Here is a 24,533-nt window from a genome sequence, read left to right on the forward strand (position 1 = left end):
GGTCACATGCTGGCGATGAGCCGCTTCACGCGCTCGTCCACCGAGCGGAACGGGTCCTTGCACAACACGGTGCGCTGCGCCTGGTCGTTGAGCTTGAGATGCACCCAGTCCACGGTGAAGTCGCGGCCGGCCTCCTGGGCCGCGCTGATGAACTCGCCGCGCAACTTGGCCCTGGTGGTCTGCGGCGGGGTGTCGACCGCGGCTTCGATCTCCTCGTCGGTGGTGATCCGGGCGGCCAGACCCTTGCGCTGCAGCAGGTCGAACACGCCCCGGCCGCGTTTGATGTCGTGATAGGCCAGGTCGAGCTGGCTGATCTTGGGGTCCGACAGCTCCATGTTGTAGCGGTCCTGGTAACGCTGGAAGAGCTTGCGCTTGATCACCCAGTCGATCTCGGTGTCGACCTTGGCGAAGTCCTGGCTCTCGACCGCGTCGAGCTGGCGCCCCCACAGGTCGACCACCTGGGTGATCTGCGGGTTCGGTTCGCGGGTCTGCAGGTACTCGACCGCGCGGGCGTAGTACTCGCGCTGGATGTCCAGCGCACTGGCCTGCCGGCCGCCGGCCAGCCGGACCGGCCGCTTACCGGTCAGATCGTGGCTGACCTCGCGGATCGCCCGAATCGGGTTGTCCAGCGAGAAGTCCCGGAACGCGACACCGGCCTCGATCATCTCCAGGACCAGCGAGGCCGATCCCACCTTGAGCATCGTGGTGGACTCGCTCATGTTGGAGTCGCCGACGATGACGTGCAGTCGGCGGTACTTCTCGGCGTCGGCGTGCGGTTCGTCGCGGGTGTTGATGATGGGGCGTGACCGGGTCGTCGCCGAGGAGACGCCCTCCCAGATGTGCTCGGCGCGCTGCGACAGGCAGAACGTGGCGGCCTTCGGGGTCTGCAACACCTTGCCCGCCCCGCAGATCAGCTGACGGGTCACCAGGAACGGCAGCAACACGTCGGAGATGCGGGAGAACTCGCCGGCGCGCACGATCAGGTAGTTCTCGTGGCAGCCGTAGGAATTGCCCGCCGAGTCGGTGTTGTTCTTGAACAAATAGATGTCCCCGCCGATGCCCTCGTCGGCCAGCCGCTGCTCGGCGTCTATGAGCAGGTCCTCGAGGACCCGCTCGCCGGCCCGGTCGTGGGTGACCAACTGGGTCAGGCTGTCGCATTCGGCGGTGGCGTACTCGGGGTGGCTGCCCACGTCCAGGTACAGGCGCGCGCCGTTACGGAGGAACACGTTGCTGCTACGGCCCCACGACACCACCCGCCGGAACAGATAGCGGGCGACCTCGTCGGGACTCAACCGGCGATGGCCGTGGAACGTGCAGGTGACACCGAACTCGGTCTCGATGCCCATGATTCGTCGCTGCACCTCACCGAGCCTACTTGCTGCCCGGCCGTGACGGTGGCCGGACCACGCCCGGGACGGCCACGATCGACAAACCCCACATCGCGGGCGGGCCCGCGCGCCACAATGAGGCCATGGCTTCACGGGCCTTCCGCAGCGCGCCCGTCGACGGTTTCCGGCTGACCTTCGACCGCTTCGGCACCCCCGGGGGCGGCGCCGTGGTGCTGCTGCACGGCTGGCCGGGCACCCGACACGACTACCGGGACCTGGTGCCGATACTGACGGCGGCCGACGACGATCTCGACGTCGTCGTGCCCGACCTGAGGGGTTTCGGCGGTTCGGACAAGCACGCGGTGTCGGTGAACCACTTCTACAGCGCCTCGGCGCAGGCCGCCAGCGTGGTGGCGCTGATCCGGGAGTTGGGCCTGACCGAGGTCGTGCTGGCCGGCTACGACGTGGGCAGCCGGGTGGCGCAGAGCGTGGCCAGGATGCACCCCGACCTGGCGCGGGCGCTGGTGCTGTCGCCGCCGCTACCGGGTGCCGGCGACCGGGTGCTCGCACCACAGGCCCAGGGCGAGTTCTGGTATCAGGCCTTCCACCAGCTGCCGCTGTCGGCCGAGCTGCTCGACGGCAACGCCGACGCGGTCCGCGAATACCTGCGGCACTTCTGGAGCCACTGGTCGGGGCCCGGATTCGAGCTGAGCAGCGACGCCCTCGACGCACTGGTGTCCGACTACGCGCTGCCCGGTGCGTTCTGCGCCTCGATCGCGTGGTTCCGCGCGGGCGCCGGGACGATCACCCAGTCGCTGACCGAGTTGCCGCCCGAGCGGGCGATCAAGATCCACACCCCCACCGAGGTGCTGTGGCCCGGCCACGATCCGCTGTTCCCCCCGCAGTGGGCCGACCGGCTGGACGACTACTTCACCGACGTCCGGTTGCACATGGCCGAACGGGCGGGACACTTCGTCCCGTTGGAGTCCCCGGAGCAGTTCGCGGGTCTGGTGCTCAGCCGGGTGCGATCCGGCCCGGCGTGAGGATGCCGGCTATTCGGCCGGTTTCTCCGGGTTGTCGGTGTTCTCCGGGCCATCCGGCTTCTCCGGGTTCTCCTCCGGCAGCAGCGCTTCCAGTGCGGGACCGGTGATCCGACGGAACGCCCGCCGCGGACGGTTGGCGTCGAGGATGGCGACCTCGAGGGTGGACGGCCCGAGCGTGCGGGGCTCGGTACCGTTGCCGCCCGCGGTCAGCGCCGCCACCGCGATGGACACCGCGTCGGCCAGCGACGCGTTCTCGGTGTAGGACTCGTTGAGCGCCGCGATGATCGGCTCGGTCGTCCCACCCATCACGACGAAGTGCGGCTCGTCGGCGATCGACCCGTCGTAGGTGATGCGGTAGAGCTCGGGCGCCTTGGTCTCGCCGTAGTGGGCGACCTCCGCCACGCACAACTCCACCTCGTACGGCTTGGCCTGCTCGGTGAAGATCGTGCCCAGTGTCTGGGCGTAGACGTTGGCCAGCTGCCGGCCGGTGACGTCGCGCCGCGAGTACGCGTATCCCTGGGTGTCGGCGAACCGGATGCCGCCGCTGCGCAGGTTGTTGAACTCGTTGAACCGGCCCACGGCCGCGAAACCGACCCGGTCGTAGAGCTCGCTGACCTTCTGCAGGGACCGCGACGGGTTCTCCGCGACGAACAGCACACCGTCGGCGTAGGCCAGCGCGATCACGCTGCGGCCACGGGCGATGCCCTTGCGCGCGAGCTCGGAACGCTCACGCATCGCCTGCTCAGGCGAGATGAAATACGGAAAACTCACAGCTCGTCACCCCGAACAGGCGCCTCGTGCCCGAATTTGTCTGTGCGCGAACGGTTCTCGATGATCTCCCGGCATACCGACGCGATCTGCTGCTCGGCCACCTCGACGGCGCCGTCGACGCCGATCACCACCGCGGTGGGAAAGATCCCCCGCACCAGGTCGGGGCCGCCGGTCGCGGAGTCGTCGTCGGCGGCATCGTAGAGCGCCTCGACGGCCACCCGCAGCGCCGAGTCGGCATCGGTGACCTGGGCGAAGAGCTTCTTCATCGACGATTTCGCGAAGATCGAGCCCGAGCCGACCGACTGATAGCCCTCGTCCTCGACGTTCCACCCACCGGCGGCGTCGAACGAGACGATGCGTCCGGCATCCTGCGGGTTGGGGTCGTCGAGGTCGTAGCCGGCGAGCAGCGGCAGCGCGACGAAGCCCTGCAGCGCCGCCCCGAGATTGCCACGCACCATCGTGGACAGCCGGTTCACCTTGCCGGGGAACGTCAGTGCCACCCCCTCGAGCTTCTCGTAGTGCTCGAGCTCCACCGCGTACAGCCGGGCGAACTCGACGGCGATCGCCGCCGTGCCCGCGATGCCGGTGACCGTGTAGTCGTCGGTGATGTAGACCTTCTGGACGTCCCGGCTGGCGATCATGTGGCCCTGGGTGGCCCGCCGGTCGCCGGCCATCACGACCCCGCCGGGATACTTCAGCGCGACGATCGTGGTGCCGTGCGGCACGGCGTCGGTCGGCACGCCGCCGGTCGCCGCGGCGCCGCCGGGGAGCAGATACGGTGCCTGTTGCCGGAGGAAATCGGAGAATGACGAGAGATTCACGCCGCCATGGGACAAGCCCTGCGGAAGGGCGCTAAAAGCTCCGGATTGGGGGGACGGAAGGGCCGGCTGATCGCGATGCGGCCAGGTCACTGTCCACCCTTCTGGACGTACGCACGCACGAAGTCCTCGGCATTCTCTTCCAGGACGTCGTCGATCTCGTCCAGCAGGTCGTCGGTGTCCTCGGCCAGCTTCTCGCGGCGCTCCTGCCCGGCGGCCGTGCTGCCGGTGAGGTCGTCGTCCTCGCCGCCCCCACCGCCGCGCTTGGTCTGCTCCTGGGCCATCGCTGCCTCCTGCGTGTGTATGCCCACCCGTTGCGGGCGACCGGCCGCCAGCCCGCCGGTCTCCCCACACTACCGGTCTCGGGCCATCCTGCTGGGGATGGCGCGGTCAGTTCGTCAACTGCTCGACGAGTTCGACCGCGCTGTCGACGGAGTCCAACAGCGCCCCGACGTGCGCCTTGCTGCCGCGCAGCGGCTCCAGCGTGGGGATGCGCACCAGTGAGTCGCCGCCCAGATCGAAGATCACCGAGTCCCAGCTGGCCGCCGCGATGTCGGCGCCGAACCGGCGCAGGCACTCGCCGCGGAAATAGGCGCGGGTGTCGGTCGGTGGGTTGTCCACCGCGTCGAGCACCTGCTGCTCGGTGACCAGCCGCTGCATCGAACCGCGCGCCACCAGCCGGTTGTAGAGCCCCTTGTCCAGCCGAACATCGGAGTACTGCAGGTCGACCAGGTGCAGCCGCGGGGCCGACCAGCCGAGGTTCTCGCGGTGCCGGAAGCCGTCCAGCAACCGCAGCTTGGCCGGCCAGTCCAGCAGGTCCGCACACTCCATCGGATCGCGTTCGAGCAGGTCCAGGACATGTGCCCAGGTTTCCAGCACGCGCGACGCGCGTGGGTCGGGGTCTTTGCTGTCCACCAGCTTCGCCACCCGGTCCAGGTAGATGCGCTGCAGCGCCAGGCCGGTGAGCTCGCGTCCGTCGGCGAGCGCCACCGTGGCGCGCAACGACGGATCACGCGACAGCACGTGCACCGCGTGCACCGGCCGCGCCAGCGCCAGATCGGACAGATCCGCGCCGATCGACGGGCCCTCCTCGATCAGGTCCAGCACCAGCGAGGTGGTTCCGAGCTTCAGGTAGGTCGAGGTCTCTGCCAGGTTCGCGTCGCCGATGATGACGTGCAGGCGCCGGTACTTGTCGGCGTCGGCGTGCGGTTCGTCGCGGGTGTTGATGATGCCACGCTTGAGCGTGGTCTCCAGACCGACCTCGACCTCGATGTAGTCGGCGCGCTGCGAGAGCTGGAAGCCGGGCTCGTCACCGGACGGGCCGATCCCGACCCGGCCGGAGCCGACAACCACCTGGCGGGACACCAGAAACGGCGTCAGCCCGGCGATGACCGCCGAGAACGGGGTCTGGCGGCTCATCAGATAGTTCTCGTGCGAACCGTACGACGCGCCCTTGTTGTCGATGTTGTTCTTGTAGAGCTGCAGCCTGGCCGCGCCCGGCACGCTCGCGACGTGGCGCGCGGCCGCCTCCATCACGCGCTCCCCCGCCTTGTCCCAGATCACCGCATCCATCGGATCGGTGCACTCCGGCGCCGAGTACTCGGGGTGTGCGTGGTCGACATAGAGCCGGGCGCCGTTGGTGAGGATCATGTTCGCCGCACCGACCTCGTCGGCGTCGACCACCGGCGGCGGGCCCGACGAGCGGCTCAGGTCGAAGCCCCGCGCGTCGCGCAGCGGTGACTCGACCTCGTAGTCCCACCGGGTGCGCTTGGCGCGCTGGATCCCCGCTGCCGCCGCATAGGCCAGCACGGCCTGGGTCGACGTCAGGATCGGATTCGCGGTCGGGTCGGACGGCGAGGAGATGCCGTACTCGACCTCTGTTCCGATGATCCGTTGCATGGCGACCAGCCTAAGGGGCAGGCGGTGCCACGTCCGCGCTGCCCGCCGCGAAGGCCCGCGGCGGACCGGGCCTCGTGATGAGATTGGCGACGATGAACGCCAACGATCAGCGCCAGTCGGCCGAACGCTGGTTCCTGCGGCGCGGCCTGCCTGCAGTCTTGCGTCCCGGCACGCTGCTCCGGCACGTCTGGCAACGGTCGGCGCCCGCGCTGGCCGCGTTCGCGGTGATGATGGCGTTCTCGATCCTCGTCGTGGCGGTGACCGGTAAACGCACCATCGACATCGTAGGGACGCCCAACCGCACCGAATGGTTCGTTCTCGCGGTGGTCGTGCTGGTGCTGCCGACCGCCGCGGTGGCCGGCTGGCTGGTCTCGCGCGTCCACGGGAGCCGGGCCCGCACCGTCATCGTGGCGGTGTCGATCGGGGTGGCGGTGCTGGGCGCGCTCTTCGGCGGTCCCAGCCCCCGCTTCGTCGTCGACCTGCTCGCCGAAGCCGTGATCATCGGGGCGATCCTGCTGTGCACCGTGACCGGCGTCGGGGCGGTGCTGGCGTGGGCGGTGCGGATGATGTGGGAGAACCTGGCCTCGGTGGGCGGGCTGCTGGTGGGCGCACTTCCGGTGATGCTGTTGACGGTGCTGGTGTTCTTCAACGGCCCGGTGTGGACGATGGCGTCCAAGGTGACCCGCGGCCGGCTGTGGCTGGCCCTGTTGTTCCTGCTGATGGTCGCCGTCACGTTCCTGATCTCCGGCACGTTGGCGCGGGTGCGGCCGATCCTGGATCCGGCAGCCAAGCGCCCCGAGCACGCCGCGCTGTTGGCGGGGACGCCGTTCGGCGCGATGCCCGACCGGCCGCGCCGCAAGCCGCTGTCCGGCCCGGAGCGCATCAACGTGGTGTTCGTGCTCGCGATGTCGCAGATCGTGCAGGTGCTGACCGTCGCGCTGGTCACGGGTCTGCTGTTCCTGTTCTTCGGGCTGATCCTGATCAGCCCGGAGTTGCTGGCCGCGCTGACCGCCGGCGGCGCCAGCGACGGCCATTTCCTGGGCATGACACTGCCGATCCCGCAGGCCCTGATCCAGGTCGCGATGTTCCTGACCGCGCTGACCTTCATGTACCTGGCGGCGCGCGCGGGCGGTGACAAGGAGTACCGCGCGCAGTACCTGGACCCGCTCATCGATGACCTGCTGCTGACCCTGGTGGCCCGGGACCGGTACCGCGCGGCCACGGCCGCCACATGACCGACTCGGCCGGGGCTGCGCGGGCGATCCACGAGTGGTTCCTGCGTCGCGGGCTGCCGCTGGTGCTGACCCGTCGGGTGCGCTCGCGCGCGCTGATCGCCCGGTCGGCTCCGGCGGTGGCCGGTGTCGGGGTGCTCACCGTGGTCACGCTGCTGCTGGCCGACTGGACCGGCGAGGACCCCGATGCCGCGTACATCGCGCGGCTGGCGATCGTCGCGGTGGCGCTGGCCGCCGCCCCATCCGTGCTGCACACGCTGCACCGGCGCGGCACCGCGGCCTCCGAGGCCGGCCGGCGGACCGCCGCGCTGGCCGTGATGGGGATCTTCGTGCTGCTGGTCCCGGTGATCTCGGAGGGGTGGTCGGCCGAGGCGCTGGCCGAGGTGCCGGTGTTCCTGCTGGTCTCGCTGGCCACGATCTGGTTGACCTACCTCGGCTTCGGGTCCATCGCGCTGTGGGCGTTCCGGTTCGCCTGGGCGCAGCTGGGCGCGCTGGGCACGCTGATGAGCCGGGCGCTGCCGCTGTTGATGCTCACCGTGGTGGTCTACTTCACCGGGGAGCTGTGGCAGCTGGCCGCCCGGATGACCCGGGAACGGCTCTGGCAGACAATAGGATTCCTCGCCCTGGTGGCGGTGGTGTTCATGATCGCCACCATTCGCGACGAGGTCAGCGCACTGCGCCAGGACCGTTCGGAGCAGTCGGATCCGGCCGCGCTGCTGGCCGGCACGCCGCTGGCCTCCGCGGGTGCGGCACCGGTGTCCCGCAGCCCGTTGTCGCTGGCCGAGCAGACCAACGTGGTCGCCGTGATGGTCGTCGCGCAGGCCATCCAGGTCGTGCTGTTCACCGCGGGCCTGTTCGTGTTCTTCCTGGCGCTGGGCATCATCGCGGTTCCCGATGACGTGACGGTGCTGTGGTCGGGCGAACAGTCCTGCCCGGTCGGTGAGCCACCCTGTGCGGGAACGTGGTTCGGCATCCACATCCCCATTCCACAGACCGTGGTGCACATCTCGTTGTTCGTCGCCGTGCTCTCCGGCCTCTATTTCACGGTCAGCACCAGCGTCGACCCGTTGTACCGGCAGCGGTTCTTCGACCCGCTCATCGCCGATGTGGCGGTCAGCCTGGCCGGCCGGGACGCCTATCTGGAGCTCGAACATCGCCGGTCCTGAGCAAGCTGGCCGCACGAAGCCGCGGCGCTCTGCCATGCTGAAGTCGTTCATCCCGCCGGGGCAGGAGTCACCGTGAAACATCTGCTGCCCGGCCTGACCCGCGGCAATCTGGCGCGCGAGGTGATGGCCGGCATCACGCTGCTGGCAATCGCCGTGCCGCTCAACATCGGGTACGCCCAGATCGCCGGCCTGCCACCCACCGCCGGGCTGTACGCGCTCGTCGTCCCCGCGGTGGTGTTCGCCGTGCTGGCGTCGTCGCGCCAGGTGGTTGCCGCGCCCGACGCCGCCGCAGCGGCGTTGGTCGGCTCGTCGGTGGCCGGGCTCGCCGCGGCCGGAAGCCAGCAGTACGCCGCAATGGCGGCCGCCCAGGCGGTCGTCGGCGGTCTGCTGTTCTTCGCCTTCGCGTTCTTCAAGCTCGGCTTTCTCGCCGACTTCCTCTCCAAACCCATCCTGATCGGCTTCGTCGGGGGCCTGGCCCTGGAGATCCTGCTCAGCCAGCTCGCGAAGATGCTCGGCATCAAGGTCGGAAGCCGGGTGGAGTTCTTCGAGAAGATCGTCGAGATCATCACCCGTCTCGGCGAATTGAGCTGGTGGTCGGTCGGGGTGAGCCTGGGCGCGCTGGCCGTGTTGCTTCTCGGCCGCCGGGTGCTGCCCGCGGCCCCGTGGGCGCTCGTGGTGCTGGTCGTCGCCACGATCGCCTCGGTGGCGCTCGCGCTGCGCGACAAAGGGGTGTCGGTGCTGGGCGACGTCCCCGCCGGTGCGCCCGTCCTGCGCTGGCCGGATCTGAGCCTGACGGAGTGGATTTCGATCACACCCGCCGCGATCGCGCTGACCATGATCACCGTGGCCGAGGGGTTGCTGGTCGCGCGTTCCTACGCGGACAAGAACGGCTACAGCGTCGACGCCAACCGCGACCTGGCCGCATTCGGCGCGGCGAACGTGGCCGCGGGCCTGTCGTCGTCGTTCACCGTCGGCTCCTCGACGTCGCGCACCGCCGCCGTCGATCAGGCCGGCTCCCGCACCCAGCTGCCGTCGCTGGTGATGGCGACCGGCGCGCTGCTCCTGCTGCTGTTCGGCACCGCCCTGCTGGCCGACATCCCGTCCCCGGCGATCGGTGCGATCGTCGCGGTCGCGGTGCTGAAGCTGCTCGGAGTGGCGGAGTTCCGCGAGCTGTGGCACCAGTCGCGGTTCGAGTTCGCGGTCGGGGCCTCGTGCTTCCTCGGGGTTCTGCTGGTGGGTCCACTGGGCGGGATCATCATCGCGTTCGGGTTGTCCGTGGTAAACCTGTTGCGCCGCGCCGCCGCACCGGCGATCGACATACTGGAGGGCACCGACGATCCGTCGGTGTCGCTGACCGGTCTGACCCCGCACAACCTGGAGACCGTTCCGGGTGTCATCGTGCTGCGGTTCGCCGCTCCGATCTTCTTCGGCAACGGCTCGGTGCTGCATCAGACCGTCTGCGACGCGGTCGACGCGGCCCCCCATCCGGTGCACGCCTTCGTCCTCGACCTGGAGGGGGTGTCCGGCATCGACATCACCGGCGGTGATGCGGTCAGGAAGACCCAGGCCTGGCTGCGCGACCGGTCCGTCACCTTCGCCTACTCCCGCGTCCGACCCGAACTGCGCGACAGCCTGGAACGGCTCGACCTGCTCGAGGGCGCATTGGAGTTCGACACCAACCGGGCGGCCGTGGCCGCGCTGCGCCGGCCCTAGCACGGCGGGCAGCTAGAGTGCCGCTGATGCGTATCCGGGCGTTCGCGCCGGCGATCCTGCCGTATCAGCGTGGGTGGCTGCGCGCCGATCTGCTCGCCGGGCTGGCCACCGCCGCCGTGGTCATCCCGCAGGCCATGGCCTACGCGACGGTGGCGAACCTGCCGCCGCAGTTCGGCCTCTATACGTGCATGCTGCCGCTGGTGGTCTACGCCTTCGTCGGCGGCTCCCGCACCGCGAGCGTCAGCACCACCTCCACCATCGCGACGCTCACCGCGTCCACGATGCTCGGTGCCGGTATCGCCGCCGGGTCACCGGACGCCCCGTCCGAGCTGGTGACGCTGACCCTGCTGGTCGGGGTGATCCTGTTGGTCGCCCGGGTGCTGCGGCTCGCGTCGCTGGTCGAGAACATCAACGAGGCGACCCTGATCGGCATCAAGGCCGGTGTCGGGCTGACCGTCGCGGCCACCCAGCTGCCCAAGCTGCTCGGTGTGCCCGGCGACCCCGACGCGGACGGCTTCCTGCGCACCGTGCTGTCGATGGTGCGCCACCTCGGCGATGTGCACCTCGCCACCGTGGCGCTGGCCGTGGCGAGTATCGCGATCCTGCTCGCGATGTCGCGGTTCGTGCCCGCGGTGCCCGGCCCCCTGCTCGTCGTCGTCCTCGGCATCGGCCTGGCGGCGGGCGTCGACCTGCCCGGCCACGGCGTCGCGTTGATTCCGGAGGTGCCGCAGGGGATTCCGCTTCCCGGCCTGCCCAGCCTCGACCATGTCGGCGGGCTGCTCCCGGGGGCGCTGGCGATCGCACTGATGGCGTTCCTCGAGACGGTCGCGGTCGCGCGCGGCGTCCGCCGGCCCGACGAGCCGCCCGTCGAACCCGACCGGGAACTGGCCGCCAGCAGCATGAGCGCGCTCGTCGGCTCGTTCTTCCACGCGCTGCCGCCGTCCGCCGGGTTCTCCCAGAGCAGCGTCAACGCCCGCGCGGGCGCCAAGAGCCAGGTGGCGGGGCTGGTCACCGCGGCCCTCGCGGTGCTGGTGTCGCTGTTCCTGGCACATGTGCTGAGCATGTTGCCGCAGGCGACCCTGGGCGCCATGGTGCTCGTTGCGACGCTCGGGCTCGTCGACATCACGGCACTGGCACGGCTGTACCGCTACGACCGCGTCGAGTTCGGGATGGCCGTCGCGGTCGCGGTGTTCGCGCTGACGGCCGGACTGCTGCGGGCGATCGCCGTCGGCGTGGTGCTGACCCTCTACCTGGTGCTCCGCGAAATCAACACCCCGAACGTCATACGCCTGGTCCGGCAGGACGGCGCGGGCTGGCACGAGGCCATCGAAACCGCGGGAGCCACCGAAACCGCTGCGGCGCCGACGGACCCGCTGGTGCTGAGGTTCGGAACGGCGCTCTACACCGCCAACCTGCGATCGAACACCGCGGCCGTGCACACCTTCGTCGAGGCCGCCGGGTTTCCCGGCACCGTCATCCTCGATCTGCGCCGGCTACCGAAGATGTCGTCGACCGTGCTGGACGGATTGCGCGACTTCGAAACCGAACTCGCCCCCGACGGTGTCCGGATCGTCTACGCCTGCCTGTCCGAGCACGTGCACACGATGGTGCGCGGGTGGCCGTGGTGGCAGCAGGTGGAGTCCGAAGGCCGGTACTTCACCACCATCGACGACGCGGTGAACGCCGTGCGGTGAGGGGCGCCTAGAGGTACTGCCCCAGGTTCGACTCGGTATCAATAGCACGGCTAGCCGACGAACTCTTGCCGGTGACGAGCGTGCGGATGTAGACGATCCGCTCGCCCTTCTTGCCCGAGATCCGGGCCCAGTCATCGGGATTGGTGGTGTTGGGCAGGTCCTCGTTCTCGGCGAACTCGTCGACGATCGAGTCGAGCAGGTGCTGGATGCGCAGGCCGGGCTGGCCGGTCTCGAGCACCGACTTGATCGCGTTCTTCTTCGCGCGGTCGACCACGTTCTGGATCATCGCCCCGGAGTTGAAGTCCTTGAAGTACATGACTTCCTTGTCACCGTTGGCGTAGGTGACCTCCAGGAACCGGTTGTCGTCGATCTCGGCGTACATCCGGTCCACGACCTTCTCGATCATCGCCTTGATGCAGGCCGCACGGTCCCCGCTGAACTCGCCGAGATCGTCGGCGTGCACCGGCAGAACCTCGGTCAGGTACTTGCTGAAGATGTCCTGCGCCGACTCCGCGTCCGGCCGCTCGATCTTGATCTTGACGTCCAGGCGGCCGGGCCGCAGGATCGCCGGGTCGATCATGTCCTCGCGGTTGGAGGCGCCGATGACGATGACGTTCTCCAGGCCTTCCACGCCGTCGATCTCGGACAGCAGCTGCGGCACGACCGTCGTCTCGACATCGGAGCTGACCCCGGTGCCACGGGTGCGGAAGATGGAGTCCATCTCGTCGAAGAACACGATCACCGGGGTGCCCTCGGAGGCCTTCTCCCGGGCCCGCTGGAAGATCAGCCGGATGTGCCGCTCGGTCTCGCCGACGAACTTGTTCAACAGCTCGGGACCCTTGATGTTGAGGAAGTAGGACTTCGCCTCCCTGGAGTCCTCACCGCGCAGCTCGGCCATCTTCTTGGCCAGCGAATTGGCCACCGCCTTGGCGATCAGCGTCTTGCCGCAGCCGGGCGGGCCGTAGAGCAGCACACCCTTCGGTGGGCGCAGCGCGTACTCGCGGTAGAGGTCCTTGTGCAGGAACGGCAGCTCCACGGCATCGCGGATCTGCTCGATCTGCCGGGTCAGGCCGCCGATGTCGTGGTAGCTGACGTCGGGCACCTCCTCGAGCACCAGGTCCTCGACCTCGGCCTTCGGGATACGCTCGAACGCATAGCCGGCCTTGGTGTCGACCAGCAGGGAATCGCCGGGCCGCAGCTTGCGGGGCCGGTCGTCACCCAGCTCGTCCTCGTAGTCCTCGGGCAGGTGCTCGGCGGCCACCAGCGGCTCGGCCAGCCAGACGATGCGCTCCTCGTCGGCGTGGCCGACGACCAGCGCACGGTGACCGTCGGCGAGGATCTCACGCAGCGTGCTGATCTCGCCCACGGACTCGAAGTGCCCGGCCTCGACCACGGTCAGCGCCTCGTTGAGACGCACGGTCTGACCCTTCTTGAGCTCCTTGGTCTCGATGTTCGGCGAGCAGGTCAGGCGCATCTTCCGCCCGGAGGTGAACACGTCGACGGTGTCGTCCTCCTGCACACCGAGCAGCACGCCGTAGCCGCTCGGCGGCTGACCGAGGCGGTCGACCTCTTCACGCAGCGCCAGCAACTGCTGGCGGGCTTCCTTGAGCGTGTCCATCAGTTTGGCGTTGCGGGCGGCCAGCGAGTCGATCCGAGCCTCCAGCTGGTGCACGTCACGCGCGCTGCGCAACCCGCTCTGGGGGCCTACCGCGTCCTCGAGCTGCTCACGCAGGACGGCTGCTTCGCGCCGCAGCTCTTCCAGTTCTGCGGCATCCTCGCCGGAAATGTGGTTATCGGGGGATGTCCCAAAGACTTCAGAGGCTTCAGAACGCTCGGACTCACTCATGCTGCGCTCCCTTCCCACACCGGAAGTTGGTGCGGTAACAACTTCAACGCTACCGGCGATTCAGCCATTGTGTGTGGTCTAGGAATTCGACACACCTGGCGACACTGTTAGCCTCTGTAGATCAGTCGGCCGAACGAAAGGACAGCCGTGACCCCGAAATCCCTCGTCACCAGCTTGACCGCTGGGGCGGCAGCAGCCGTGGTGATCGGCGCTGCGGCCGCGGGTGTGACCTCGATTTCAGCCGGCGCGGGAATCGCGTCCGCGCAGCCGGCCGTCTTCACGGCACCGCTGCCCGCCGCACCGGCGCCCGAGCTGCAGGGTCCGCTGATCTCGACGCTGACCGCCCTGGCCGGACCGGGTTCGTTCAGCGGGGCCAAGGGCACCTACGTGCAGGGTGGGCTGGGCCGCATCGAGGCCAGGATGGCCGACAGCGGGTACAGCAGCGCCGCCGCCAAGGGGTATTTCCCGCTGAGCTTCACGATCGCCGACATCGACCTCAACGGCCCGGTGGCAACCGCCAACGTGACCGCGGCGGCACCCTCCGGCGTCGTCGCGACACAGCCGCTGACCTTCATCACCGGCCCGAGCCCGACCGGCTGGCAGCTGTCCAAGCAGTCCGCGCTGGCCCTGATGTCGTCGGTGGGCTGAGTATCGCGGGTTTCCCGGTCGCTCACCGGAGAATGACGCGGGTGCGCGGCATCGCAGTGGCTCTGGGCGCCGCCGCCGTGGTGGCGGCGCTGGGGCTCGCCGGGTGCAGCCAGCCGAGCCATCCGGCCGCGTCACCGTCGCCGGAGACCTCACCGGCGCCCTCGGTCGGGATGCCGGCACCCAGCGCCCCCGCCCGTGGTGGCCCGCCGCTGCCCCCGGCCTCGGCGCTGACCGATGTGATGGGCAGGCTCGCCGATCCCGCGGTTCCCGGCGACCAGAAGGTCGTCCTGATCGAGGACGGCTCCGCCGACGAGGCCGCCGGCCTGGACCGGTTCGCCGCCGCGCTTCGCGACAACGGCGCCCTCCCGTTGACCTTCGAGGCCCGCGATCTGGCCTGGTCGCAGTCCGATCCGGGCAATGTCGTGGCGACCGTCGTCGTCAGGACCGCCAACCCGGAGGGCAACGAGTTCACCTACCCGATGGAGTTCGCCCCTGCCTCGGGTTCCTGGCAGCTGACGCGTCAGACCGCCGATCTGCTACTCGCGCTGGATCCCGGCGCCTCGGCGACCGCCACCCCGGCGCCCGCACCGGCTCCTGCCCCGGCACCGACGACGACGCCGACCCGCTGAGCCGATGTGGATCGGCTGGCTGGAGTTCGACATCCTGCTCGGCGACGTGCACTCGTTGAAGCAGAAGCGCTCGGTGCTGCGGCCGCTGGTCGCCGAGCTGGCGCGCAAGCTGGCGGTGTCCGCGGCCGAGACCGGCGAGCAGAACCTGCACCGGCGCGCGGGCGTCGGCGTCGCCGTGGTCGCCGGTGACCGCCAACACGTGGTGAACGTGCTCGACGCCGCCGAGCGTCTCGTCGCGGCCCGGCCGGAGATCGAGTTGTTGTCGGCGCGCCGGGGGCTGCGCCGCAGCACCGACGAGTAGCCCCGACCGCTCCCCGCCGAAATGGCATTCCGGCAGCCAGAGTGCGGGTGACGCCCTGCTGGAATGCGAGTTCGGCGGGGCCGGGCTCAGACCCCGGGGCGCTTCCTGCGCAGCGGGATCGGCGCCACCGCACCCGGAGCGAGTTTGCGCGCGCTGATCAGAAACGCGGTGTGTCCGCGCATCGAGTGTTCCGGGCGCACCGCCAGGCCCACGACGTGCCAGCCGCGCTGCATGCTCTCCCAGGCCCGCGGCTCGGTCCAGCACTGCTGTTCGCGCAGCGCCTCGACGGTCCGGGACAGCTGGGTCACGGTGGCGACGTAGATCATCAGCACCCCACCGGCGACCAGCGCGTCGGCGACGGTGGGCAGCACCTCCCAGGGCGCGAGCATGTCCAGCACGACGCGGTCGACCTCGGGCCCGGCATAGTCGGCGAGATCGGCGGTCACCAGCTCCCAGTTCGGGGGGTGCTCACCGAAGAACGTCGTGACGTTGCGCACCGCGTGCTCGGCGTGATCCTCCCGCACCTCGTAGGACGTCACGCTGCCACCGGGGCCGACCGCCCGCAGCAGTGAACAGGTGAGCGCGCCCGAACCGGCGCCCGCCTCCAGGACCCGCGCGCCGGGGAAGATGTCGCCCTCGTGCACGATCTGCGCGGCGTCCTTGGGGTAGACCACCTGGGCGCCGCGCGGCATCGACATCACGTAGTCGACCAGCAGTGGCCGAAGCACCAGGAACTGGTCTCCGTTGGTGGACCGCACGACGCTGCCCTCGGGCAGCCCGATCACCTCGTCCAGCGCGATGATGCCGCGGTGGGTGTGGAACTCACCGCCGGGCTTGAGCAGCATCGTGTACCGCCTGCCCTTGGCGTCGGTGAGCTGCACGCGGTCACCCACTTCGAACGGACCGGTTCTGCGCACAGCTGACCAGCCTGCCAGCCGACGCGCCGACGGACACCGCCGGGTTGCCCGCTGAATGTCGCACCCCGGTTCTAGGGTGGGCTCATGAGCGAGCAGACCGGGCCGACGGGGCCCGATCGACCGGTCAGCCGTCCCGCGTTGTCGCCGTCTCGCGCCAGTGACTTCAAGCAGTGCCCGCTGCTGTACCGGTTCCGGGCGATCGACCGGTTGCCGGAGCCGTCGTCGCCGGCCCAGGTGCGCGGCTCGGTCGTACATGCCGCGCTCGAGCGGCTCTACGCGCTGCCCGCCGCGCAGCGGCTCCCGCAGACCGCGATGTCGCTGGTGGCTCCCGCCTGGGAACGGATGGTCACCGAACAACCGTCGCTGGCCGACGACGTCCCGCCGGCCCTACAGACCGAGATGCTCGACCAGGCCAGAACACTGCTGTCGGGCTACTACCGGCTGGAGGACCCGACCCGGTTCGACCCCCAGGGCTGCGAACAGCGCGTCGAGGTGGAGTTGGCCGACGGGACGCTGCTGCGCGGGTTCGTCGACCGCATCGACGTCGCACCCACCGGCGAGCTTCGGGTGGTGGACTACAAGACCGGCAAGGCGCCGGCGGCGGCGCGGGCACTGGCCGAGTTCAAGGCGATGTTCCAGATGAAGTTCTACGCCGTCGCGCTGCTGCGGTCGCGCGGGGTGCTGCCCGCCCGGCTGCGGCTGCTCTACCTCGCCGACAGCCAGGTACTGGACTACACGCCCGCGCTCGACGAGCTGGAACGCTTCGAGAAGACGCTGATGGCGATCTGGCGCGCGATCCAATCCGCCGGCGCGACGGGCGATTTCCGCCCGCAACCGTCCCGGCTCTGCGACTGGTGCGCCCATCGCGTGCACTGCCCGGTGTTCGGCGGCACACCGCCGCCGTATCCGGGGTGGCCCGAAACCCTCGACGACGGTGACCCGGACGCGGTTCTGCACTCCGAGCCCGCTGCGTGACCACAGCGGCTACGTCAGCGGCTCGAGGTCCTGCAGCATCGTCGGCACCAGTTCGCTGACCGTGGGGTGGATGTGCATGGTGCGGGATATCGCGGTGTAGGGCAGCTTCGCGGTCATCACGTCGAGGACGCAGTGCACCACCTCGTCGCCACCGACGCCGAGGATCGCCACGCCCAGGATCTCCTCGGTCCCGGCGTCGACGACGATCTTCATGAAGCCCTGCGTCTCGCCCTTCTCGACCGCGCGGCCCACCCGGGTCATCGGCCGCTTGCCCACCAGCGCTCTGCGGCCGGAACGGCGGACCTCGTCGACGGTCATGCCGGCCCGTCCCAACGGCGGGTCGATGTAGAGGGCGTAGGTCGTCACCCGGTCGCTGACCCGGCGGGGGTCGCCGTGCAGCAGGTTGGCCGCGACGATCTCGAAGTCGTTGTAGGAGGTGTGGGTGAACGCCCCGCGCCCGTTGCAGTCGCCCATCGCCCAGATGTGCGGCACGTTGGTGCGCAGCTGATCGTCGACGACGATGTAGCCGCGCTTGTCGGTCTCGACCCCGGCGGCCGCCAGCCCGAGGTCGTCGGTGTTGGGTCGCCGGCCCACCGCGACGAGCAGATGACTGCCGGTGATCGGCTCTGCACCGACGCGCGGCGTGACGGTGCAACCGCCGGAGTCGTTGTCCCGCTTGGCGAAACTGATCGCATCGGCACCGACCACCACGTCGATGCCCTCGGCCTCGAGGATCTCTTTGATGGCCGCCGAGACGTCCTCGTCCTCCCGCGACGTCAGCCGGGGACCCCGCTCCACCACCGTGACGCGGGCGCCGAAGCGGCGGTACATCTGGGCGAACTCCAGCGCGATGTAGCTGCCACCGATGATCACCAGATGCTCGGGAACCACGTCGAGGTCGAGGATGCCGACGTTGGTGAGGTAGTCGACCTCGGCCAGGCCGGGCATGTCCGGGACCACCGCGCGGCCACCGACATTGAGGAAGATGCGGTCGGCGTGCAGCAGCCGGTCACCGACCCGGATCGTGTGCGGATCCTCCAAGCGGGCGTGCCCGCGGATCAGCGTCGCGCCCCTCATGCCCTCGATCCAGGACTCGACGCCCTCCCGGTCGCCGCCGCTGATCCGGTCCTTGCGCGCCTTCACCTTCGTCATGTCGACGGTGATGTCGCCGGCGCCGACGCCGAAATCGCCGCCGCGGCGGGCCAGGTGCGCGGCGTGCGCACTGGCCACCAGCGTCTTGGTCGGGATGCACCCGTAGTTCACGCAGGTGCCGCCGACCAGCTTGCGCTCGATGACCGCGACGGTCTGTCCGTCGGCGGTCAACCGACCCGCCAGCGGTGGCCCGGCCTGACCGGCGCCGACGATGATCGCGTCGAAGTGTGTTGGCTCGGAATCGGTCACGGGCCGGCTCAGACCAGGCTGACCAGGAAGGCGACCAGGAAGCCCCCGCCGACGGCGACGATGTCCTCACCGAACGCCCCCGGCTTGTCGTTGCCGTTGTTGGCGGTGTAGAGCCGGCCGCGCACCGCCGCACCACCGAGGGTGCCGATCACGGCGCCGATCATCCCGGCGCCGAGGGCGCTGAAGGTGTGGAAGAACGCGCTGCCGATCACCGCGCCCGCGAACGCGCCGGTGACGAGGCGGGTGATGAACTGCTGGGGGACCTTACGGCTGGGAGTCTTGGGCAGCTGGTCGGTGACCAGCTCCCCCAGCAGGAAGATGGTCAGCACGGTGACGGTGATCGGGTGCGCCACCCACTCCGACCACTTGCCGTCCAGGTCGATCCAGCCGAACATCGCGCCCCAGGCCACCACGGCCGGTGCGGTCATCGCGCGCAGACCGGCGATCACACCGATCAGCAGGGCCAGCAGCAGTACCAGAGCGTGGGTCATCGGACCTCCGTGCGGTGTGCGGTCATCCGGACGCTAACACGCCCAACGGTGCGGTGAGTGGCCTCGATCAGAAGCGGCAGAACCGGATGTCGGACGCCAGAATCGCCTTGGCCCCGATCCCGGCGAGCTCGTCCATGATGGCGTTGACGTCCCGGCGCGGCACCAGGGCGCGCACCGCCACCCAGGCCGGGTCGGCCAGTGGCGCGATGGTCGGCGACTCCAGCCCCGGGGTCACCTCGGTGGCCCGGTCGAGCAAGCTGCGCGGGCAGTCGTAGTCGAGCATCAGATACTGCTGACCGAACACCACGCCCTGCACCCGGGCCGCCAGCTGGTCACGGGCAGCGGACCTCTCGTCACCGTCACGCTCGATCAGCACCGCCTCGGAGTCGCACAGCGGCTCGCCGAAGGCCACCAGGTCGTGCAGCCCCAATGTGCGCCCGGATCCGACCACGTCGGCGATCGCGTCGGCCACACCGAGCTGCACCGAGATCTCCACCGCGCCGTCGAGCCTGATGACGGTGGCCTCGATTCCCCTGGCGGACAGATCTTTTCGCACCAGGTTCGGAAATGCGGTGGCGATCCGCTTGCCCGCCAGGTCCTCGACCCGCCAGGTCCGGCCGGCCGGAGCCGCGTAGCGGAACGTCGACGATCCGAAGCCCAGCGCGAGCCGCTCACGCACCGGCGCATCCGATTCGCGGGCCAGATCGCGGCCGGTGATGCCGAAGTCGAGCTGACCCGAACCGACGTAGATGGCGATGTCCTTGGGTCGCAGGAAGAAGAACTCGACCTGGTTGGCCGGGTCGACGACGGTCAGATCCTTGCCGTCGGTGCGGCGCCGATATCCGGCCTCGGACAGGATCTCGGCGGCCGGTTCGCTGAGGGTGCCCTTGTTGGGCACGGCAACCCTGAGCACCCTCACAACTTCCCGTACACGTCGTCGAGGGTCAGCCCGCGCGCGACCATCAGCACCTGCGTCCAGTAGAGCAACTGGCTGATCTCCTCGGCGAGGGCCTCGTCGCCCTCGTGCTCGGCCGCCAGCCAGACCTCGCCGGCCTCTTCGAGGATCTTCTTGCCGATGCCGTGCACACCGGCGTCCAGCGCCGCGACGGTGCCGCTGCCCGCGGGGCGGGTGCGGGCCCGTTCACTCAGCTCGGCGAACAGCGCATCGAAGGTCTTCACGAGGTGGGATTGTTCCATGTCGCCGCGACCGGCCGCGAACAGCCGGCGCGGGTCGGCGGCAGGGGCTCAGTGCGGCGCGCGCTCGTGGTGCCATGCTTCGTCGTGCATGTCCTCCAGCGTCTTGCCCTTCGTCTCCTCGACGAACTGCCAGACGAACACGAAGGACAGCACCGCGCAGATGGCATAGAACCCGTAGGCCATACCGAGGACGTCACGCAGGCTCGGGAAGGTCCAGGAGATGACGAAGTTCGCGATCCACTGAGCGGCGGCGGCCAGGCCGAGCGCCGCTGCCCGGATCCGGTTAGGGAACATCTCACCGAGCAGCACCCACACGACGGGTCCCCAGGACATGCCGAACGCGACGACGAACAGGTTGGCCGCGACCAGCGCGATCGGTCCCGCGGCGCCGCTGAGCTGCGGCTGTCCGTCGACAGCCGGCGCGGTGCCGAAGATGATCGCCATCGTGCCAAGCGTCACCGCCATGCCCGTCGAACCGATCAGCAGCAGCGGCTTGCGGCCGACCTTGTCGATCAGCGCGATGGCGATCAGCGTGGTCGCGATGTTGGTCACCGAGGTGATCACCGTGATGATGAACGCGTGCCGTTCCTCGAAGCCCACGGCCTCCCACAGCACGTTGGAGTAGTAGAAGATCACGTTGATGCCGACGAACTGCTGAAAGACCGACAACCCCAGACCGACCCAGACGATGCCGTAGAGTCCGCCGGCCATCCCCACCCAGACTGCGAGCGCGACGAAAACAATCGCCACCGGCCACCACCCGATACCGAACGCCGCGACGGCCAGCACACCGAAGATCAGCAGCAGCCACCACATGTACTGCCGGACCACGTTGCCCAGCCCCGAGGCGGCCGTGGCTGCGCGTGGCTTGCACAGGTCCATCCAGGACGGCGGCTTCTCGCGGCGCAGGCTGTCCTGGATGCGGTTGATGGTGATCTCGAGGTTCTTCTCCCCGAGCAGCATCGTCAGCACCCGACGGGCCTCGGGAATCCGGTGGGTGGCCACCAGGTAGCGCGGTGATTCGGGGATGGTGAAGGCCAGCAGGCCGTAGGCCAGTGCCGGCACGACCTCGGCCAGGAACATCCACCGCCAGGCTTCCAGGCCCAGCCACAGCTCGTTGGAGGATCCGCCGGCAATCTCGGCCAGGATCCAGTCGACGGCCAGCGACACGAAGATGCCGCTGACGATGGCCAGCTGCTGCAGCGAGCCCAGTCGGCCCCGGATTCGGGGAGGCGAGGTCTCGGCGATGTAGGCGGGGGCGATGACGGAGGCGACGCCGACGGCGATACCGCCGATCACGCGGAACGCCATGATGACCCATATGTCGGTGCCTATGCCGGTCACGATCGCGCTGATCAGGAACAGCACCGCGGCCAGCTTCATCACCCACAGCCGACCCACACGGTCGGCCAGGCGCCCGGCGGTCACCGCGCCGACAGCGGCCCCGAGCAGCGCCGAGGCCACCACGAAGCCGAGGGTCAGGCCGCTGATGGCGAATTCCCGCTCCAGTGCGCTGACGGTTCCGTTGATCACGGCGCTGTCATAGCCGAACAGCAGACCGCCCAGCGCGGCCACCGACGCCACCCGCACGGCGCTGCGCCCGGAGCTGAATTCGTTCTCGGCTGAAACCCCGCCGACCCCTGCGGCCATGACGCCGACCCCCTTCCGGGCTGTGAAATATGACGTAGATCACATCTACGATCGCACAGAACGCCCTCGACAGAAGCAATATTGCGGGAGGCCGTCGCCGGAGGTCAGGCGGTGCGTTGGCGCGCCGTGCGCTCGATCTCCGCGTAGATCCGGCGCAGCGCGGCGGTGTCGAGACCGGCCAGCGAGTCGACATGCCGACGCCGGTGCCCACCCGGCACCGGCACGTCGTTGGGCACCACCAATACCGCGCAGCCGGCACTCTCGGCCGCCGCAGCCCCGGTGACCGAGTCCTCCACCGCCAGGCATTCGGAAGGCGGCACCCCGAGCAACTGCGCGGCGCGCAGGTACGGATCGGGTGCCGGCTTTCCGGTCGCCACCTCGTCCCCGCACACCGTGACGGAGAAATAATGCCGCCCAATGCTGTTCAGGGCGCGCTCGGCGAGCTCGCGCTGGGTGTTGGTCACCAGGGCCATGGTGGTGCGTTCGGCCGCAAGCGCTTCCAGCATCTCGCGGGCCCCGTCGCACCACGGCAGGCCCCCGTCGAACAGCTCGGCCGTGGTGTCGTGCAGCCAGCGGATCGAGTCGGCCATCGCCGCGGGATCGTGCACCAGGCCGAGCTCGGTGTAGACGGTCACCATGGTTTCCTCGGCCGATGCGCCGACCAGGGCCGCCCTGGTCTGCCGGCTCATCTCGCCGCCGAACGACTCGTAGAGCGCGGTCAGCGAAAGATCCCACAGCTTTTCGGAATCGACGAGGGTGCCGTCCATGTCCCACAGCACCGCCCGCACGCCTCGATTCTGGCACGCGTGCGCAGGGTTGTGCGAACCCGCTCGACATGCCCGGAAATGCCTCGACATGCGAAGAGGCCGGATCTGGCCGATTCTTGGACGATGGCGGCTCCCACGACGGCGAACCAATCCAAGCGTGTGCACCCGGTCGATGAGGTGCTGCCCATCCCGAAGCTCGCGACCTACGGTTTCCAGCACGTCGTCGCGTTCTATGCGGGCGCGGTGCTGGTGCCGATCATCATCGCCGGCGCCGTCGGGCTGACCGGCGAGGAGCTCGTCAAGCTCATCACCGCCGACCTGTTTACCTGCGGCATCGCCTCGATCATCCAGGCCGTCGGATTCTGGAAGATCGGTGTCCGGCTGCCGCTGCTGCAGGGCGTCACGTTCGCCGGGGTGGCGCCGATCATCGCGATCGGGCTGGCCAACGGCGGCGGCTCGGCCAGCATGCTCTACGTCTACGGCGCGGTGATCGTCGCCGGCATCTTCACGTTCGCGATCGCGCCGATCTTCATCAAGCTGCTGAAGTTCTTCCCGCCGGTGGTGACCGGGACGCTGATCACCGTCATCGGTCTGGCCCTGGTGCCCGTCGGCGCGATGGACGCCGTCACCAATCCGCACACCCACGAGCTCGACCCGACGAATATGCGCTGGTTCCTCTACGCGCTGGGCACCATCGCGATCATCGTCGCGATCCAGCGGCTGTTCCGCGGGTTCCTGGCCACCATCGCCGTGCTGCTCGGCCTGGTGATCGGCTGCGCGGTGGCCTACCTGCTCGGTGACATGAACTTCGACAAGGTCGGTGAGGCATCGGCGCTGGGCTTCACCCCGCCGTTCCTGTTCGGCATGCCCAAGTTCGACTTCGTCGCGTGCCTGACGATGATCATCGTGATGCTGATCATCGCGGTCGAGTCGACCGGGTCGACGATCGCGACCGGCGAGATCGTCGGCAAGCGGATCAAGGCCGACGACATCGGCAACGTGCTGCGGGCCGACGGCGTGGCCACCACGATCGGCGGCATCTTCAACTCGTTCCCGTACACCGCGTTCTCCGAGAACGTCGGCCTGGTCCGGTTGACCGGCGTCAAGAGCCGGTGGGTGGTCGCCGCGGCCGGCGTGTTCATGATCCTGCTGGGCTTCCTGCCGAAGGTGGCCGCGGTGGTGGCCTCCATCCCCAACCCGGTGCTCGGCGGTGCGGCCTTGACGCTGTTCGCCACCGTGGCCGTCGTCGGCATTCAGACGCTGGGCAAGGTCGACTTCACCGACCACCGCAACCTGATCATCGTGACCACCAGCCTGGCGCTGGCGCTGTGGGTGACCGCCTACCCGGACATCGCCCAGGGCATGCCGACCGGCCTGGACCTGATCTTCGGCAGCGGCATCAGCATCGGCGCGGTCAGCGCGATCCTGCTCAACATCGTGTTCTTCCACACCGGCTCGCGCGGACCGCGGGTCGCCGGCGGCGGATCCATCACCCTCGACGAGGTGAACTCGATGACCAAGGAGCGGTTCACCGAGGTCTTCGGCCACGTCGTGCAGGACGTGCCGTGGGCGGTCGAACGGGCCTACGAGCAGCGCCCGTTCACCGACACCAGGGCGCTGCGCGAGGCCTTCCAGGACGCGGTTCTGACCGGCTCCTCGGACCAGCAGCTGGAGTTGCTCAACGCATTCCACGACCTGGGCGCCGAGGACGAAACCGGCCATGCGCTGGCCGTCGACCACACCGCGCTGTCCAACCTCGACGAATCCGACCACAACGACGTCGTCGAGTTGGCCACCGCCTATCGGGAACATTTCGGCTTCCCGCTGGTGATCTGCGCACGCGAGACCGAACACTTCGACCGGGTGCTCAAGAACGGCTGGTCGCGCATCGACAACTCGCCGGGCGCGGAGAAGGCCTTCGCGTTGATCGAGGTCGCCAAGATCGCCAACTACCGTTTCACCGACCTGGTCGCCGACGCGAATCCCATTGCGGCGGCCCGGTTCAGCCGCCTCGACGAAATGCTCTAGATGGTCACATATGAACCCC

General features: G+C 69.2%; 23 protein-coding genes. 10 read left to right on the forward strand and 13 right to left on the reverse strand.

Going from position 1 to position 24,533, the window contains the following annotated elements:
• Positions 1-2: 2 nt before the first annotated feature.
• The gene (gene pafA / locus JDV09_RS13985) at positions 3-1,361 is read right to left on the reverse strand and encodes a Pup--protein ligase (protein WP_221369741.1); all 1,359 of its coding nucleotides are present in this window, start codon (positions 1,359-1,361) and stop codon (positions 3-5) included.
• Between the two features lie 110 nt (positions 1,362-1,471).
• Between pafA and JDV09_RS13990 the strand changes: the two genes are divergently transcribed.
• Positions 1,472-2,371, forward strand: coding sequence for an alpha/beta fold hydrolase (locus JDV09_RS13990; RefSeq protein ID WP_221369742.1), 900 nt, complete (start codon positions 1,472-1,474; stop codon positions 2,369-2,371).
• Between the two features lie 9 nt (positions 2,372-2,380).
• On the opposite strand, the gene prcA is transcribed toward JDV09_RS13990, so the two are convergent.
• The 4 genes from prcA to dop form a co-directional block, all read right to left on the reverse strand.
• Positions 2,381-3,142, reverse strand: a complete 762-nt coding sequence (gene prcA / locus JDV09_RS13995; protein WP_221369743.1) for a proteasome subunit alpha — start codon at positions 3,140-3,142, stop codon at positions 2,381-2,383.
• Positions 3,139-4,053: a proteasome subunit beta gene (gene prcB / locus JDV09_RS14000; protein ID WP_221369744.1), complete on the reverse strand. Its 915-nt coding sequence runs from the start codon at positions 4,051-4,053 to the stop codon at positions 3,139-3,141. Before prcB ends, prcA begins: the two co-directional genes overlap by 4 nt.
• Positions 4,050-4,244 carry a ubiquitin-like protein Pup gene (locus JDV09_RS14005; RefSeq protein WP_064393943.1) on the reverse strand — a complete coding sequence of 65 codons (195 nt, stop codon included), beginning with the start codon at positions 4,242-4,244 and terminating at the stop codon, positions 4,050-4,052. The genes prcB and JDV09_RS14005 overlap by 4 nt, the downstream gene beginning before the upstream one ends.
• Positions 4,245-4,350: 106 nt before the next feature.
• Entirely contained in the window at positions 4,351-5,859 is a 1,509-nt protein-coding gene (gene dop / locus JDV09_RS14010) for a depupylase/deamidase Dop (protein WP_221369745.1), read from the reverse strand.
• Positions 5,860-5,951: 92 nt separating this feature from the next.
• On the opposite strand from dop, the gene JDV09_RS14015 reads away from it, so the two are divergent.
• From JDV09_RS14015 to JDV09_RS14030, 4 genes are all read left to right on the forward strand, one after another.
• A complete protein-coding gene (locus JDV09_RS14015; RefSeq protein ID WP_221369746.1) occupies positions 5,952-7,094 on the forward strand; it encodes a hypothetical protein in 1,143 nt (380 codons plus the stop codon).
• Positions 7,091-8,257 (forward strand): hypothetical protein, encoded by a 1,167-nt coding sequence (locus JDV09_RS14020; RefSeq protein ID WP_221369747.1) that lies wholly within the window; start codon positions 7,091-7,093, stop codon positions 8,255-8,257. Before JDV09_RS14015 ends, JDV09_RS14020 begins: the two co-directional genes overlap by 4 nt.
• A gap of 72 nt (positions 8,258-8,329) precedes the next feature.
• Complete coding sequence (locus JDV09_RS14025) at positions 8,330-9,970, forward strand: SulP family inorganic anion transporter (protein WP_221369748.1); 1,641 nt, start codon at positions 8,330-8,332, stop codon at positions 9,968-9,970.
• Positions 9,971-9,996: 26 nt separating this feature from the next.
• Positions 9,997-11,664, forward strand: coding sequence for a SulP family inorganic anion transporter (locus tag JDV09_RS14030; protein WP_221369749.1), 1,668 nt, complete (start codon positions 9,997-9,999; stop codon positions 11,662-11,664).
• Between the two features lie 7 nt (positions 11,665-11,671).
• On the opposite strand, the gene arc is transcribed toward JDV09_RS14030, so the two are convergent.
• Entirely contained in the window at positions 11,672-13,510 is a 1,839-nt protein-coding gene (gene arc, locus JDV09_RS14035) for a proteasome ATPase (protein WP_221369750.1), read from the reverse strand.
• A gap of 147 nt (positions 13,511-13,657) precedes the next feature.
• On the opposite strand from arc, the gene JDV09_RS14040 reads away from it, so the two are divergent.
• Genes JDV09_RS14040 through JDV09_RS14050 form a run of 3 tightly spaced genes read left to right on the forward strand, consistent with a single transcriptional unit; the run spans position 13,658 to position 15,088 of the window.
• Positions 13,658-14,158 (forward strand): MTB12 family secreted protein, encoded by a 501-nt coding sequence (locus tag JDV09_RS14040; protein ID WP_221369751.1) that lies wholly within the window; start codon positions 13,658-13,660, stop codon positions 14,156-14,158.
• A gap of 41 nt (positions 14,159-14,199) precedes the next feature.
• Positions 14,200-14,787 carry a lipoprotein LppK gene (lppK, locus tag JDV09_RS14045; protein WP_308124128.1) on the forward strand — a complete coding sequence of 196 codons (588 nt, stop codon included), beginning with the start codon at positions 14,200-14,202 and terminating at the stop codon, positions 14,785-14,787.
• Positions 14,788-14,791: 4 nt separating this feature from the next.
• Positions 14,792-15,088 carry a DUF503 domain-containing protein gene (locus tag JDV09_RS14050; RefSeq protein ID WP_221369753.1) on the forward strand — a complete coding sequence of 99 codons (297 nt, stop codon included), beginning with the start codon at positions 14,792-14,794 and terminating at the stop codon, positions 15,086-15,088.
• 86 nt (positions 15,089-15,174) lie between these two features.
• On the opposite strand, the gene JDV09_RS14055 is transcribed toward JDV09_RS14050, so the two are convergent.
• Positions 15,175-16,005: a tRNA (adenine-N1)-methyltransferase gene (locus JDV09_RS14055; protein WP_221369754.1), complete on the reverse strand. Its 831-nt coding sequence runs from the start codon at positions 16,003-16,005 to the stop codon at positions 15,175-15,177.
• Positions 16,006-16,089: 84 nt separating this feature from the next.
• Between JDV09_RS14055 and JDV09_RS14060 the strand changes: the two genes are divergently transcribed.
• Positions 16,090-16,980 carry a RecB family exonuclease gene (locus JDV09_RS14060; RefSeq protein ID WP_221369755.1) on the forward strand — a complete coding sequence of 297 codons (891 nt, stop codon included), beginning with the start codon at positions 16,090-16,092 and terminating at the stop codon, positions 16,978-16,980.
• A 9-nt stretch (positions 16,981-16,989) separates the two neighbouring features.
• Here the strand turns inward: JDV09_RS14060 and JDV09_RS14065 are convergent, their stop codons facing one another.
• The 6 genes from JDV09_RS14065 to JDV09_RS14090 all read right to left on the reverse strand — a co-directional run bounded on the left by JDV09_RS14065 (position 16,990) and on the right by JDV09_RS14090 (position 22,507).
• A complete protein-coding gene (locus JDV09_RS14065; RefSeq protein WP_221369756.1) occupies positions 16,990-18,381 on the reverse strand; it encodes an FAD-containing oxidoreductase in 1,392 nt (463 codons plus the stop codon).
• A gap of 8 nt (positions 18,382-18,389) precedes the next feature.
• Positions 18,390-18,872, reverse strand: a complete 483-nt coding sequence (locus tag JDV09_RS14070; RefSeq protein WP_221369757.1) for a DUF4126 family protein — start codon at positions 18,870-18,872, stop codon at positions 18,390-18,392.
• A gap of 67 nt (positions 18,873-18,939) precedes the next feature.
• Positions 18,940-19,785: an ATP phosphoribosyltransferase gene (gene hisG, locus JDV09_RS14075; RefSeq protein ID WP_221369758.1), complete on the reverse strand. Its 846-nt coding sequence runs from the start codon at positions 19,783-19,785 to the stop codon at positions 18,940-18,942.
• A gap of 2 nt (positions 19,786-19,787) precedes the next feature.
• Positions 19,788-20,069 (reverse strand): phosphoribosyl-ATP diphosphatase, encoded by a 282-nt coding sequence (locus tag JDV09_RS14080; protein WP_221369759.1) that lies wholly within the window; start codon positions 20,067-20,069, stop codon positions 19,788-19,790.
• A 48-nt stretch (positions 20,070-20,117) separates the two neighbouring features.
• Positions 20,118-21,719 (reverse strand): sugar porter family MFS transporter, encoded by a 1,602-nt coding sequence (locus JDV09_RS14085; RefSeq protein WP_221369760.1) that lies wholly within the window; start codon positions 21,717-21,719, stop codon positions 20,118-20,120.
• Between the two features lie 104 nt (positions 21,720-21,823).
• Entirely contained in the window at positions 21,824-22,507 is a 684-nt protein-coding gene (locus JDV09_RS14090; protein WP_221369761.1) for an HAD family hydrolase, read from the reverse strand.
• Positions 22,508-22,609: 102 nt separating this feature from the next.
• Between JDV09_RS14090 and JDV09_RS14095 the strand changes: the two genes are divergently transcribed.
• Complete coding sequence (locus tag JDV09_RS14095; protein ID WP_221369762.1) at positions 22,610-24,514, forward strand: PbuX/PucJ/PucK family nucleobase permease; 1,905 nt, start codon at positions 22,610-22,612, stop codon at positions 24,512-24,514.
• Positions 24,515-24,533 lie beyond the last annotated feature (19 nt).

The sequence above is a fragment of the Mycolicibacterium xanthum genome (genome assembly GCF_019710635.1).
GTDB classification, from domain to species: Bacteria; Actinomycetota; Actinomycetes; order Mycobacteriales; family Mycobacteriaceae; genus Mycobacterium; species Mycobacterium xanthum.